The sequence below is a fragment of the Desulfovibrio sp. GTC20076 genome (assembly GCF_055385905.1).
The window spans coordinates 483,254-496,920 of record NZ_AP039366.1; the positions used below are offsets into that span (position 1 = coordinate 483,254).

The 13,667-nt window shown below is 58.5% G+C and carries 10 protein-coding genes; 3 read left to right on the top strand and 7 right to left on the bottom strand.

Going from position 1 to position 13,667, the window contains the following annotated elements:
* Positions 1–90: 90 nt before the first annotated feature.
* From ACZ495_RS02190 to ACZ495_RS02220, 7 genes are all read right to left on the bottom strand, one after another.
* The gene (locus tag ACZ495_RS02190; protein WP_012625272.1) at positions 91–1,188 is read right to left on the bottom strand and encodes an NADH:flavin oxidoreductase/NADH oxidase; all 1,098 of its coding nucleotides are present in this window, start codon (positions 1,186–1,188) and stop codon (positions 91–93) included.
* Positions 1,189–1,891: 703 nt separating this feature from the next.
* Positions 1,892–2,398: a DUF1269 domain-containing protein gene (locus ACZ495_RS02195; protein ID WP_012625271.1), complete on the bottom strand. Its 507-nt coding sequence runs from the start codon at positions 2,396–2,398 to the stop codon at positions 1,892–1,894.
* Positions 2,399–2,557: 159 nt separating this feature from the next.
* On the bottom strand, positions 2,558–3,427 hold the full coding sequence (locus tag ACZ495_RS02200; protein ID WP_464262544.1) for an MBL fold metallo-hydrolase: 870 nt from the start codon (positions 3,425–3,427) through the stop codon (positions 2,558–2,560).
* Between the two features lie 158 nt (positions 3,428–3,585).
* Positions 3,586–4,215, bottom strand: coding sequence for a rhodanese-like domain-containing protein (locus ACZ495_RS02205; RefSeq protein ID WP_083577937.1), 630 nt, complete (start codon positions 4,213–4,215; stop codon positions 3,586–3,588).
* 311 nt (positions 4,216–4,526) lie between these two features.
* A complete protein-coding gene (locus ACZ495_RS02210) occupies positions 4,527–5,789 on the bottom strand; it encodes an MFS transporter (protein ID WP_012625268.1) in 1,263 nt (420 codons plus the stop codon).
* A gap of 70 nt (positions 5,790–5,859) precedes the next feature.
* Positions 5,860–8,421: a PEP/pyruvate-binding domain-containing protein gene (locus ACZ495_RS02215; RefSeq protein ID WP_464262545.1), complete on the bottom strand. Its 2,562-nt coding sequence runs from the start codon at positions 8,419–8,421 to the stop codon at positions 5,860–5,862.
* Positions 8,422–8,456: 35 nt separating this feature from the next.
* Positions 8,457–11,414 (bottom strand): sigma 54-interacting transcriptional regulator, encoded by a 2,958-nt coding sequence (locus ACZ495_RS02220; protein ID WP_464262546.1) that lies wholly within the window; start codon positions 11,412–11,414, stop codon positions 8,457–8,459.
* 245 nt (positions 11,415–11,659) lie between these two features.
* Between ACZ495_RS02220 and ACZ495_RS02225 the strand changes: the two genes are divergently transcribed.
* The 3 genes from ACZ495_RS02225 to ACZ495_RS02235 are packed head-to-tail and all read left to right on the top strand — an operon-like array spanning position 11,660 to position 13,644.
* Positions 11,660–11,962: a DVU0150 family protein gene (locus ACZ495_RS02225; protein WP_012625265.1), complete on the top strand. Its 303-nt coding sequence runs from the start codon at positions 11,660–11,662 to the stop codon at positions 11,960–11,962.
* Positions 11,963–11,972: 10 nt separating this feature from the next.
* Positions 11,973–13,037: a sulfite exporter TauE/SafE family protein gene (locus ACZ495_RS02230; RefSeq protein ID WP_072312140.1), complete on the top strand. Its 1,065-nt coding sequence runs from the start codon at positions 11,973–11,975 to the stop codon at positions 13,035–13,037.
* A 13-nt stretch (positions 13,038–13,050) separates the two neighbouring features.
* Positions 13,051–13,644 (top strand): DUF4881 domain-containing protein, encoded by a 594-nt coding sequence (locus ACZ495_RS02235; protein ID WP_012625263.1) that lies wholly within the window; start codon positions 13,051–13,053, stop codon positions 13,642–13,644.
* Positions 13,645–13,667 lie beyond the last annotated feature (23 nt).

Here is a 13,667-nt window from a genome sequence, read left to right on the forward strand (position 1 = left end):
AGGCAGTTGTTCTCAAACCCTGCGTGAAACAGGCACAGGCGGACGTTGCCTGCCGGAAGCCGTATTTCAAGTATTCAGGTATTCAGCGCATCAGATAAAGAGGTTTTTCAGCCTGTGGGGCTGGCAACGCAGGTATTGCCGGGGAGTTCCGGCAATGGAGACACCCAGAGCGGCTGCGGCATGCCAGGGCCAGCGCGGGTCATACATCATGCCGCGTCCCACGGCCACCATATCGGCTTGTCCGGTAACGATAATGCCCGCTGCCAGCTCCGGCTCCGTGATAAGGCCCACAGCTATGACGGGCATGCTGTCAACAGCCTGCTTGACCGCCTGGGCCAGATGCACCTGATAGCCGGGGGCAAGGCGTATTTTCTGCTCGGGGGTCAGCCCACCGCCGGAAACGTGGATAAAGGCGCCACCGGCCTTTTCGAGCCGTTGCGCCAGCACTGCGCATTCTTGCACATCCCAGCCACCCGGGGTGAAGTCTGTACCTGAAACACGCATTCCCACCGGTATGACAGAGGGCAGGGCTTTGCGCACCGCCGCAAACACCTGCAAGGGAAAACGCATTCTGTTTTCGAGGCTGCCGCCGTATTCGTCTTCTCTTTTATTGGACAGGGGCGAGAGAAATTCGTGCAGCAGGTAGCCGTGGGCCGCATGCAGTTCCACAGCCTTGTAGCCCGCGCGTTGTGCCCGTTGTGCCGCTGTTACAAAAGAAGCGGTCAGGCGGTCAATGTCTGCGGTGCTCAAGGCTGAGGGAACGGGAGAGGCGGCGTCAAAGGGAAGGGCAGAAGGCGCGCAGACATCCCAACCGCCCTCATGCAGGCCCAGGGGACCACGCCCTTCCCAAGGGCGGGCCGTGGATCCTTTGCGCCCGGAGTGTCCCAGCTGGACAGCCGTGGGTATGGAAGAAAAAGCGGCTATGAATTCCAGCATGCCTTTATGCAGGTTTTCGTGTTCGTCATTCCACAGGCCGAGGTCGCCCGGAGATATTCTGCCGGCAGGTTCCACGGCGGTGGCCTCAACAATGAGCAGCCCCGCGCCGGAAACAGCCAGGTGGCCGTAATGCATGTGATGCCATTGGGTTGGACGCCCCTCATCAGCCGAATACTGGTCCATGGGGGGGATGACAATGCGGTTGGCAAGCTCCAGCCCGCCAAGCTTGATGGGAGAAAAAAGCGTGTTCATGCAGCCTCCTGCCTTTGCAGCCTCAAGGCCTGTATTTTATGTCTGCCGTGCTGGTGAGGTCTTCGACAGAAAATTGGTATGGCGCATCCCGAGCCGGATGCTGTTTTTCCGTTATGCGCCCGAAAGCGGCGGAGAGCAAGCGCCCCCGCGTATGCCGCCCCGCGTAATTCCTTTTGTACCTTGTATCTCACGGTAATATAACGTACAAAAATCCTTCAGGCTGTAGCAGCATTAATGGCCGCACTGCCGGAATATTTTTGGTGGGAGTGTCCGGCGTGGCCCCGGGGCGTTTTACCTTTGAGAATATGTATTTTGAAGGATTAAAGGCGTTCACTACGGTATTTAACAGCGCAAACAAACTGCGCGTACACTTTCAGTGGATGCCTGCTCCGCAGCAGTCAGAACAGTGTTACGTTAAAGCTGCCCTGTGGGCGGCAAGCAGATATGCGGTTGCGGGCGGCATTGCCGCCGCAATGTGCCAACACGGAGGCTGGCATTAAGGCAGCGCTTGGGGGCCATCGCAGAAGCAGGGGGAAAAGGGGCGCGCCTTTTCCCCCTGTCTGTTTTTTCGGCCGACTCCGCGGCAGTTCATGCATCTTTCCCTGCCGGGGACCTTTTACGCAGCCTTTTGCCGCATGTGCGGTGCGTATACGTGGGCTGCCGTGTGACAATGTACAGTCCCGTAGAGTACGGGCGCGTTTTTTTAGTTCTTGTCCGCCGCATCCTGGGCGGCGCTCAGCGCTGCCTGCAAGCGGTTTTCATCTTCGTGCGACAGGGAGGACTGGATGACCTGGCCGCCGGAGCCGCGCAGTTCCGCCAGAACCTTGTCGGTAATTTCAGAATCCACGAGGACGAACAGGGCCGAAGAGCCGGGTGTGAGCTTTTCGCCGAGTTGCTTCATGAAGTCATCGTTGATGCCCACATCGCTCAGCGCACCGCCTACGGCTCCCGCACCCGCGCCGACCACAAGGCCCAGCAGGGGGTTCAGAAAGATCAGGCCGATCAGCGCACCCCAGAAGCCTCCGCTCAGCGCGCCTGTTGCCGTAAGGTTATACAGCTGGTGCAGCTTGATCTTGCCGTCCTGCTTGCGGGTAACCACCACGGCATCTTCAAGGTCCACAAGATAGGCCTTCTGCATTTTCAGAAACTTGATGCGTTCTTCACTGGCCTGCGTTTCACTGGGGTAGGCCACGACAATCAATGTGCGCATGGGATCTCCTTGAGATGCGGTATTGCCCGCAATGGCGGTCGCAACACCGATGGTTACAGGTAATAGCTATTGCTCACAATATGACACGGCTTTCATAAAATGACAATGCCATGAAGGCCCGGGCATCAGGGCCTTCATGGCAAAATGTATGTATTCCGGCTAGATCTTGTTTACCGGCAATTTTACGTACTGAATGCCTCCAGTTGGTGCGCCAAAGTCGCCTGCGCGCATATTGGCCTGGATGGAGGGCAGCAGCAGAGGCGGCACGGCCTTGCCCGTATCATCTGCCTTACGGCGCGAGACGAAGCTGTTTTTATCAATGCCCATGTGCAGGCGTTCGTTTTTCAGCTTTTGTTCGCCGACGGTGCTCATGCACTCGGGGCCGCGTTTGCCTGCCGGGGGATAGTCGTGTCCCACATATATGCGGTAATGGTCCGGCAGGGCAAAAAGTTTGCGCGAAGATTCGTAGGAGCCCTCGGGGCTGCCGCCCGGGAAATCGCAGCGGCCGGAACCCACGTCGGGCAGAAAGATGGTGTCGCCCACAAAGGCGGCATCTTCGATGATGTAGGTGGTGTCGGCCGGGGTATGCCCGGGCGTATGGATGATTTTGGCCTTGAGGTCACCAATGGTGAATGTTTCATCGTTTTCAAAAAGATGGTCAAAATCTGCTCCATCGGCCGGGGTATCGTCGCCGGTCTGAAAAACGGGAACCCAGGTGGCGATGATATTCAGCATGTGCCTGCTCATGGCTATCTTGCCGCCCAGCCTTTCCTTGAGGTAGCGGGCGGCGGTAATATGGTCCGCATGAATGTGTGTTTCAAGTATCCACTCTACCTCAAGCTCTTTCCGGTGTACAAATGTAATAACCGTATCTGCGGATGCCGTGCCGGTGCGGCTTGAGGGCATGTCATAGTCCAGCACGCTGTCGATAATGGCGCAGCGCCGGCGGCTGTCTGTACCGGACCAGACCACATAGGTCCAGGTTGCGGTAACGGGGTCAAAAAATCCGCGCACATTGGGGGCAGTCATAATAGTCTCCTTGGGCGTCGGTTGCGCCTGGCGGCGCTGTAGGGTTGGAACTGGCCCAACCGTGAATATCCGGCGTGCCGGGCTTTGATCCGGCACTGCGGTATTGGTCGGTCTTGGCCGGGATAGGCCTTTGCCGGGCATGCCCCGGCTGTTGCCGGTTACTGGCAGCTTGCACCGGGGCTTGCGCCGCCGCCCTTGTTACCGCCGATGGAACAGGCTCCCCCAAGTGTGCATGAGGCTCCTTTCTGGTTCCAGGGAGCGCGCATGAGCAGAAGGGCCATTCCGCACCAGTTGGTGATGCCGGAGAAAACCTGACCTGCGCCGATAAACAGCGCACCCAGATAAAACAGCGGGCTGATGCCATAGCCCAGCAGCATGAAGAGTACCGTAAGCGCTCCTGCTGCCAGGCGTACCTGCCGGTCCAGCGAGGGCGATGCTTCTCCAGTTTTGGGCAGTCCTTCGCCAACCGTGGCGAAACCGGCTTCTTCACAGGCGGCAATGCCCCCGTCAATGAAGCGCACGTTAGTATACCCGGCCCGGAAAAATTTTTCAGCAGCGCTTTTGGCGCGTGCGCCGCTGCGGCAAATGGTGAATAGCTGTGTATCGGCAAGTACGCCGCTGCGCAGGGCAACATCACGGGGATCAAGGTCTGTCACAGGGGCAAAGGCTGTAGGCATGGCCAGCCGTTTTTCAGAATATTCCATGGGGGAACGAACATCCACAACAAGAGCCTGCTTCAAGTCCACACTGTGCAGCTCTCTGGCGCTGATGCTTTGTACAGCGGACATAGGGTCTCCTTTTTCCGGCAATAGCTGCCGCAATGCACGCAACGTAACCGGGAGCAGTGCCAGGCGGAATGCAATCCGGACGCAGCGGTGATGGTATCCTTCCGTATTGGTAGGATATAATTATCGATTATAGTGATATAATTCGTGCTGGAATGCAACTGCCGCGATATGCTGCTATTTTTTAACAACAATACAGTATGATTGACTATAGTGTTGTTCTCATAAGGACGTGCCGATAAAACGGCACGCAGGTTGTTCAGGAGTAATCCTGTACGAAACAGCCGTGCTGCCGGTCTTGCCGGCCAGTGAATTTATTGCATTTCGGGTATCTGCCTGCGTTCGCGCAGGGCCAGGCGCAGCCTGTCGGCGAGCATGAAGCAGCCACACAGGCTTACGGAAATTGCCGTGGCCGTGAATACGCCCCTGTAACCGAAGCCCGCGTTGATAACCATGCCTCCGATCAGCGGGGCCAGCATGCCGCTGGCGTCAAAGGTGGCCATCATGACGTTGGAGTTGATGGAGCGTGTGGCGGGGCTTGAGCGGTCATATACCGCAGCCGCCAGCAGCGGATAGAGCAGGCCCAGCCCCAGCCCGTACAGGCAGGTCAGCGGCACAAAGGCCCACAGCGGCCCCCAGGCCAGGCCCAGCATGCAACATGCCAGCACTACACTGCATAAAAGTGTGACCCGGTAGCGCGGCATGGTATCCAGCCGGTTGCTGCCCGCAAGGCGCACAAGTATGATGGTCAGTGTATAAATACTGAAGAACCATGCCGGATTCGCCCCGGTGACCGAACACAGCCCCTTGATGAAGAATATGGCCTGCACGGTCATGATGCTGAAGGCCAGACAGGCCAGGTAAACAAAGAGCAGGCCCGAACGGCTCACAGCCTGCCATAGGGCGCGGCCCGACATGCCGCCCCCGTCTTCGGGGGCCATTTCGGGAGTTCTCAGGCGCGGGGCCAGAGGAATCAGCATGAGCAGCGAGGGCAGGCCGAGCAGGGCAGATGCCGCAAAAAGTCCGGCTTCTCCACCCAGCAGAGGCAGTATGGGTTCTGCGGCTGCGGGAATGATGGAATAGGGCAGCAGCATGGTAAGCGAAAAAATGGCAAAGCCGCGCGCGCTCTGCCCCTTGGGAATGCAGCTGACAAGCACGGCTACGGTACAGCTTGAAAATACGGCCAGGGCGATGCCCTGCACGATGCGCAACGCCCATATCATGCCGATAACGTGTGGGCCGCCAACATGTGAATAGCCCAGCATGACACAGCTTGATATGACTATGGAAACGGCCATGGCGGCCAGTTTACCGCGGCGAAGCAGCAGCACGCTGGCCAGCGGGCGAAACAGCAGCACCATGGCAAACATGGAGGCCAGCAGCACTCCGCGCCAGTTGGGGCTGATGGTCATGCCTTCCAGCCATTGTTCAAAACAGTAAAAAACGGCGATAAAGCTGTTGCAGAACATAGTCATGCAAAACAGCAGAATAAAATCACGGCTTAACAGGGTTTGCGGCGGTTCCGGTGATACGGGTTGTCGCACGGTTTCAACGGGAGAAGCGGCAAGGGGCGACATGTGGCCTCAATTACGTTATGCCGCGCTCGTTGCGGCAGACGCGCAACGGCTGCTCCGGTGGAAGCTGCGGCTAATGATACTCGCCTTCAAGAAATTTTGTGGCATAGGCCGTCACTGCGGCCTCGTCTACCATGAGCATATCCATCTGGCGAGTCATGATAAGCAGGCGCCCCAGCTGGTCAAGACGTGAGCACAGCTCGGGCCGTGGATACTTCTGGTAGCGTGCCCGTATCCTATCACCAGTAAGCTCAACGGTAAAGCCAAGCTCTTTGAGGATAAGCCCTATGCAGCGCACCCGGCGTACGCGCTGCACATTGTTTGCGGCCCCGCCCGCGAATTCAAAGCGGATGTAGTTCTTGCTCAGGGTGTCGCCGCACCAGGTATCAAGAATGGCATAATGGTAGCCGACACGTGAAGAGAAATTGAGGTAACGGTCTGAAACAATGGCATAACTGCGCTGGCCGAAGCGCGAGCATCCTTCTTCATTACAGCCGATGACGCTTTGCCCCATGACCGAAAGAAAACCGCGCATGTTGACCGGCCGGGGACCGCGGGCCTGCACTGCGGGATTGAGCATGCCGTCGAGCACATGCCTGAAGGGAACGCTGGTTACGTCTTCGGGCAGCACGCGCCGCGCTTCGGGATTACGCAGGCCCCCGCCAAGGTCGATTACATAAAGATCAAGAGGAATAGAGCTTACAAGCTGGCTGGCAACACCGGCGCTGTTTTCCGTAACACTGTCTGATAACTGGAACATCTCGGCATAGCTCATTTCGTGGGCATAGCGCATGACGTCGTGCAGAGAGGTGCAGTGCTCCGGAGTAAAGGTGCCCGCTCTGGGGTCTACCAGATGCAGTGGCAGAATGTACGGGGCCACTCGGCGCAGAAGCATGAGGGCGGGGCTGTCGGCCCTGGCCTGCGGCCGGGTAAGCCGTAGGGCCAGAAGCTCCGGTATTTCGCCGTCAAAAACCCTGCCGGTGAGGGCATCCACGGTGATGACCTGGCCTTCGCTGAGCACGCCCGTGACGCCGGGCAGATTCATAAGCGTGGGCACGCCGAACTCACGGCAGATGGAAGCCATATGCCCGGTAAGGCTGCCCGTCTGGGCGATAATGGCCGAGGCCCGCCGCATGGCCGACATGGCGCTGGGCGAGGAGTGGTCCATAAGCATGACCGCGCCTTCGGGAAAGTGGGTAATATCTTCTCCATCGCCCACAAAAACCACAGGACCGCAGCCCACGCCTCTGGCGGCCACGTCTGCGCCGGAAAGCAGGGGGCGCAGATGCCCAAGGATGGGGGCGGCTTTTTCTTCCGCCGTACTGTCCAGCCCCATGGGGCGGGTCTGCAGCAGGATGATCTGATCCTCCTCGTCCACAGCCCATTCCATATCCTGCGGATACTGGTAGTGCCGTTCCAGCTCCATGGCCATGTCCGCCAGGCGGCGTACCTGATCATCGCTGAGGCAGGGAACATCCCGCAAGGCATCTGGCACGGGGGCCAGTTCGCTTTCCACCCCCGACACCTTGCGCACCAGACGCAGGCGCACAGCCTTGTGGGCAATGGTGGTCTTGGTAATTTTTCCGGTGGCGCGCGATACCAGCCACTGGTCCGGTGTGCCTGAACCGTCCACCACCATTTCACCCAGACCCCACAGGCCGTTGATGACAATGCTGTTGGAACGCAGGTCTACGGGGTGGCGGGAAAAAACGACGCCTGCGGCGCGGGCGCGCACCATCTCTACACAGCACAGACCCATGCCCGTGGCATCAAGGGCATAGCCGTGGCTGGCGCGATAGGTCAGGGCGCGGGGTGAAAACAGGCTGGCAACAACGACCTTGAATGCCGGAATCAGGTCGTTGCGTGTTACGCCCAGCAGGCTGCGGTACTGCCCGGCAAAAGACTGCACCCCATCTTCGGCGATGGCGCTGGAGCGCAGGGCCGCCACCACCTGGGGATCATCGCCATAAGCCATGTCCCAGGCTTTGAGCAGGGCATCTTCCACTTCCTTGGGAACGGCAGCCTCGCGGATGAGTTTTTCCACCTGACGGGATACAGCATTGATGCTGTCCGGTTTGTCCGGGTCCACGGAGCGTAGCAGAAAGTAAACGCTTTTGAAAAGCCCCGGTGTTCGCAGCAGAAAGATGGTTCCGGCTTTTATGGTAATGGCGAAGCCGCGCGGCACGGGCATGTCCAGCATATTCCGTAACTCGCCGAGGTTGGCGTTTTTGCCGCCCACGCTGTAGGCCATGCTGGCGTCCACTTCTGTAAGGTCCAGGGTCAGGCTGGGGACATCGCCACGGGTACGCTGATCCAGCTCTTTTTCTATCCGTCCGGCAATGCTGTGCACGGACGTATTCAGCCCCTGATGGCGCTGTCCGGAAATGTCGTTGAGTGCGGCAGCCATGCGGTCACAGCGGAAGATAGCTCGCCGGGCTTCCTTGCGTACCTGGCTTGTTTCCATATGACGCTCGCCCTGCTGTGCGGCGTTAAGACCGGCCAGGATGCCCGCCAGGTCTGCATTGGCCTGAAGCAGTTCCTTGAATGAGGCATATCGTCTGTGAAAGGCGGTCATGGCCTGCTCGCGGGAAATACGCGGCTTGCGGCCAAAGAATTTTTTCAGTTTGCCGACCATGGATATGCTCCGGATAAGACGTTAAAAAGCGTGTATCAGCCGGAAAATGGTCTGCCCTGCACAACCACATAGCGCTGCGCCGGGCCGCGCCCTTCTTTACGTACAAGGCCCATCTGCACAAAAAACTGTAAATCATACTGTGCCGTGCGCATGGAAATATTTTCCCCAACCATCTGCTGGTATTCCTGGCGGCTGATGCTGCCCGCCTGTTCAATGCGTGGCCACATTTCTGTTTGACGGTGATTGAGGCGGGGCATGTCTGCCTGCATGAAATCCATGCCCTCCGGAGCTTCATTCGCCAGAGGGCGCTGATATTGGATGGCCTCCTCTGCGGAAGCGGCAGAGCCGGCAGGGTGTGTGCTGTGCGCGCTGCCAGCGTCGTTTGATCTGCCCGGATCATCGCGCGAATCCTGGCCGCTTGCAGTAGGCGAGGCTTCCTGCGCCGGACCGGTGGAAGGGAGAGGGGCGGAAGACGCACAGGGGCCTGAAGAATTGCTTACTTCACGTTCAGGGCCGTTTTGCCGCTCCGCAGGCTGGTCGGGGGAGCGGCCCGCATCGGTCGCAGCCATCTGACTCGCTGTACCGGCCTGCTCCGTTGTTTTTTGGTCCGCCTGCTCCTGTGGTGTTTTCGGCAGTTCCCGGGATTCCGTCAAAGGTCCTTCATACGTGTCCTGTCTTTCGCGCCGGGCCGGTATTTTTTTATCCGGCGCAGCGGAAGAGGCTACGGGACCGAGCTGGATATTCTCGGCATAGAGGATATCCCCCTCGCAGAAAGTCAGGGCGCGGGTAAGCGTGTTTTTAAGCTCGCGTACATTGCCGGGCCAGTCATGAGCCGTCAGTTTTGCCAGGGCGCCCCGGCTGACCTGGGGCATGCGCAATGTCCTGCGCGCGCCGTGTGCCGCGGGAGACTGCGCTGGTCCGTAAGCAGTCGATTCCGTACTTTCCGTCTGTGCTTCGGCGTCCATTTCCGCCGCCTTGGCGCGCGTTTTTACCGCTTCGGTCAGAAAGTAGACTGTCAGGGACGGAATGTCTGTTTTTCTTTCCCGCAGAGGCGGTGTGTGAATGGTTATGACGGCCAGACGATAATAGAGGTCTTCGCGGAAGGACCCTTCCCGTGCCTCGTCCGGAAGGGACGCATTGGTGGCGGCGATGATGCGTGTGTCAAAGGGCACTTCCTGGTCGCTGCCCAGGGGGCGGATCCGTCGTGTGGATAGTGCCCGCAACAGCGCCTGTTGCACCTTGGGTGCGGCATTGCCTATTTCATCCAGCATGAGTGTGCCGCCTTCGGCTGCCAGAAATGCCCCCTTGCGTGGTTGCCTGGCTTCGGTGAAGGCGCCCTTCACGTGGCCGAACAGGGTGTCCATGAGCAGATTTTCGTCCAGTGCACCGCAGTTGATGGTGATGAACGGCCCTGAAGCACGGGCGCTCAGGCGGTGTATGGCTTCTGAAACAAGCTCTTTTCCGGTGCCGGTTTCGCCCACCACCAGAACATCCGCCAGCACCTGCGATGCCTTGCGCACCTGATCATACAGCGTTTGCATAGCTGGCGATGTGCCCACAAGGCCACTGGCGGGGAGGTCTTCGGGATGCGGCAGGTCAGAAGCCGGCTCGCGCTGCCATTGGGCGTCCTGAAGAGCCTCATGGCTGCGGCGTTCTTCCTTGGCCTGGCGCAAGCGCTTCAACAGGGCGTTGATGCTGTTCTTGATGCGTTCCATTTCCAGAGGAAGCTGCGGCAGGGCAAGATCTTCATCATTATCGTGGATATTGCGGTTGCGCAGTTCGCCGGCCATGACATTGAGTGACTTGCCCATTTGACGCGCCAGCCACCACAGGCTCAGGGCCAGAAGAACCATGCCGCCCATAAAGCTGACCGCATAAATGCCCATAATCTGCATACCGGTGCGCGTAGTGGTGAAGCTGGTGTCCAGAACGGCCAGTCCTCCCAGCACTACAGGTTCGCCGCCGGAGCCGGGATTGAAAGCAACGGGGACATAGCTTACCCGTTCCACGCGCATCTGGCCGTTGCTCCATATGGTGCTGCTTTCTGTCATGGGCAGTTGTCCGGCATGGCCCCCCTGCACCTCGGCTACCATGCTCCAGTAGTTGATATGGTCCGGGCTGGGGCGAAAGGCCATGCTGAAGCCGGGACGCCCGTAGTCACCCCAAAAGCCCGCCCGAACCGCATCGTTGCCAAGGCTTTTGCCCGCAAGGGCCGCGTCGGGAACTTCAGACTGAAATATCATCCAGCCGTCGCGGTCGAAAAACAGGCTGCGCACGCGCGTGTCCGTGCCGGATGCGGCGATGGGCGCATCCGGCGAAGAATAGCGCGAAACGATGTTTCTCAGGTCTTTCATGTCCAGCGACAGCAGCAGATAGCCCTGGAAATTGCCGTTCTTGTCATGCACGGCGGTAAAAAAACGCAGTACATGCAACGAAACGCTTTGCAGGGATTTATTGACCGGAACCATAGCGTACACAGCTTCCATGGGTTGCCCGACATTGACATAGCCGGGGCGCTGGTCGCCCCCCAGGTTATGAAAAGGGCTTGCGGGGCTGTCGAGAGCCACCTGCATGGGGATATTTATGATGCGCCCTTCATGATTCAGCAGCAGGTAGCGGCTTTCAGGGGTCAGACCCACATAGGCCACTTCGCGGTACTGCAGGCCATCGGCTCTGGCGCGAAATTCCATTCTGCGGACCATGTCCTGCGGTTCCATGGAGCCTGCGGCCAGAATAAGCAGCTGGTTGCGCGTTTCGGCCAGGGCATGTTCCAGGGCCAGACTCATGGCCTGCGCCTGAAGTTGCGCGTTGCGCGCTATTGCGCGGTTTATGATGTGCTCGATACTGCTGCTTGTTGTCAGAAAGATAAGCAGCAGCACGAGCGTCAGCAGGGGAAGCCCCAGCATGAGCATGCGGCTGACGAGGCTGCGATTCATAAAAAAGGAGGTGACATCGAGGGTGCTTCCGCCGGGAAGCGTTCTGTAGAAGCGCATTGTTCCCCCTTGGCTAAGGTTGCGCAAAAAAGCGCAAGCTTTGCGCCCACTATAGGCATCTCGGGAAAATCTGGCAAGTTTTTTCGCGCAAAATTGAGAAAAAACCGGCAAAATACGGCAATTATTACGCAATGGCATGGCGATTGCTATCTTTTTCACATTCACTGCGTGACAGTCGGCATGGCCCGGTGGGGGTACTGCCGAAAGAGAGTCCAAAGGATCTCAAAACAGAGTGGAGGGTTCTTATGAAAAAGATGCGCACGCTTATGACCTGGCTGGCGGGCTGCGCGCTCATGCTGGCCGCCATGCCCGGTCTGGCTCTGGCTGCAGGGGGCAAGGCTGCGGCGGTGGTGATTGTGGCCGATACCCGCAAGCTGGACGGCATCCTGTACTGGTGGGCGGAAATGTACAATGAAAGCCATTTCTTTTTCGCCATCCTGACCATGCTCATCATTCCCATTGTGGGCTGCATTCTTGGCTGGCTGGCCGACCTCGTGATGTCGCACATCGGCATCGACCTCAAGCACCGCGAACTGGCCGAAAAGTAAGGAGGCGCATATGGATTGGCTGTATATCTTGATGCCCATCTCCGGCGTGTACATTTTTTGGCCGGGGCTTATCATTCTTGGTTTCGGCGTGGGCATTATCGGCGGGTTCTTTGGCCTGGGCGGCGCGTGGATGGTAACCCCAGGTCTGAATATCCTGGGCTTTCCCATGGCGTTCGCCATCGGAACCGACGTGGCGCAAATGGCCGGTAAATCGCTTATCTCAACCATGCGGCACGGCAAGTTCGGCAACGTTGACTACGCCCTGGGCATCACCATGCTCATTGGTACGGTCATTGGCGTCGAAATTGGCGCGCAGATGGTCATGTGGCTTGAGCGGATCGGCTCGGTAGACAAGGTTGTGCGCTGGCTCTACGTGGTGCTGCTTATATCCATCGCATGGCTGGTGTTTCATGATGCCGCCGTGCGCCGCCGCAAGGAACGTGAAGCCAAGGCGCAACACAAGGAACTGGATGCCGCTGCCGTCGGCATTGACTGGGCCTCCAAGCTTCAGGCCATAAGGATACCTCCCGTTGTCCATTACAAGCATGCCAACATCACCTGTTCTGCGTGGCTGCCTATCACCGTCAGCCTCTTCACCGGCTGGCTGGCAGGCATCCTCGGTATCGGCGGCGGTCTCATCCGTATGCCCGCTCTTGTCTATCTTGTGGGCTGCCCCACCCATCTGGCAGTGGGTACGGACCTCTTTGAAGTTGCCATCTCCGGCCTGTATGGCACGGCGTCCTACGCGTACAAGGGCCGCGTGGAGCTGCTGGCCGCGCTCATCATGCTGTGCGGCGCAGCCGTTGGCGCGCAGATAGGCGTGGTGGCCACCAAGTACGTCAAAGGCTATGGCATACGCTTTGTTTTCGGCCTGGCTGTTCTGGGCTGCCTCATGTCGGTCGTTCTCAAGCTTCTGCAGGCAGAATTCCCCGCCTGGGGCTGGCTGCTTGGCCCCCTTGCCACTGTTGAAGTTCTTGGTTTCGTAAGCGCCATCTCCATCTACATCGCGGTGAAGATGGTCCAGGGCGCCAAGGCGGAATTGGCCGCCAAAAAGATGCGGGCAGCGAACAGCTAGGAGGGACACAGCCATGAAGATTCGTAGTTTGCTGCTTATACTGGTGCTTGGGCTTTCCACTTTCCTCACTGCCTGCAACTTCGAGGGCGGGGTGGAACAGGGCCGCTGTGTGGCCTTCAATCCCGAAGCCAAAACACTGACCATCGTGGTTGACGTTACTCACGACCAGTTCAATCCGCATTACAGCGGCGGCGTGCATACATTCAAGCTGCCCACCGTTGCCGGCGAGATGGGACCTCTGCCTGAAGTAGGCGGACGCCTCATGATCGACCTTGAAAAGAATACAGTGCTCGTATTTGATCCCGAATCCAAGACCGTGCGCGAAATCCCCGTGCAGTTTGTGGATGTGGAAAAGAATATACGTCCCAGGCATCCCAAGGTTGCGGGCAAGACCTTCCCTGTTGTTGACAAGGAACAACAGACGGTCACCGTATACTCAAACCGCCTGAGCGCCCTGATCACCTTCAAGGTCCCGGCTGGTGATATAGACCTGCCCCCCTATGTGTGGGCTGCGGGTAACGAAATGCGCATTGCCTTCCGCAACTCGGACAAGAACCAGGCCATACGCATCATGAACGTGACCAGGACCAACATCTTCAGCAAGTAGATCATTGGCATCAAGAATACCGG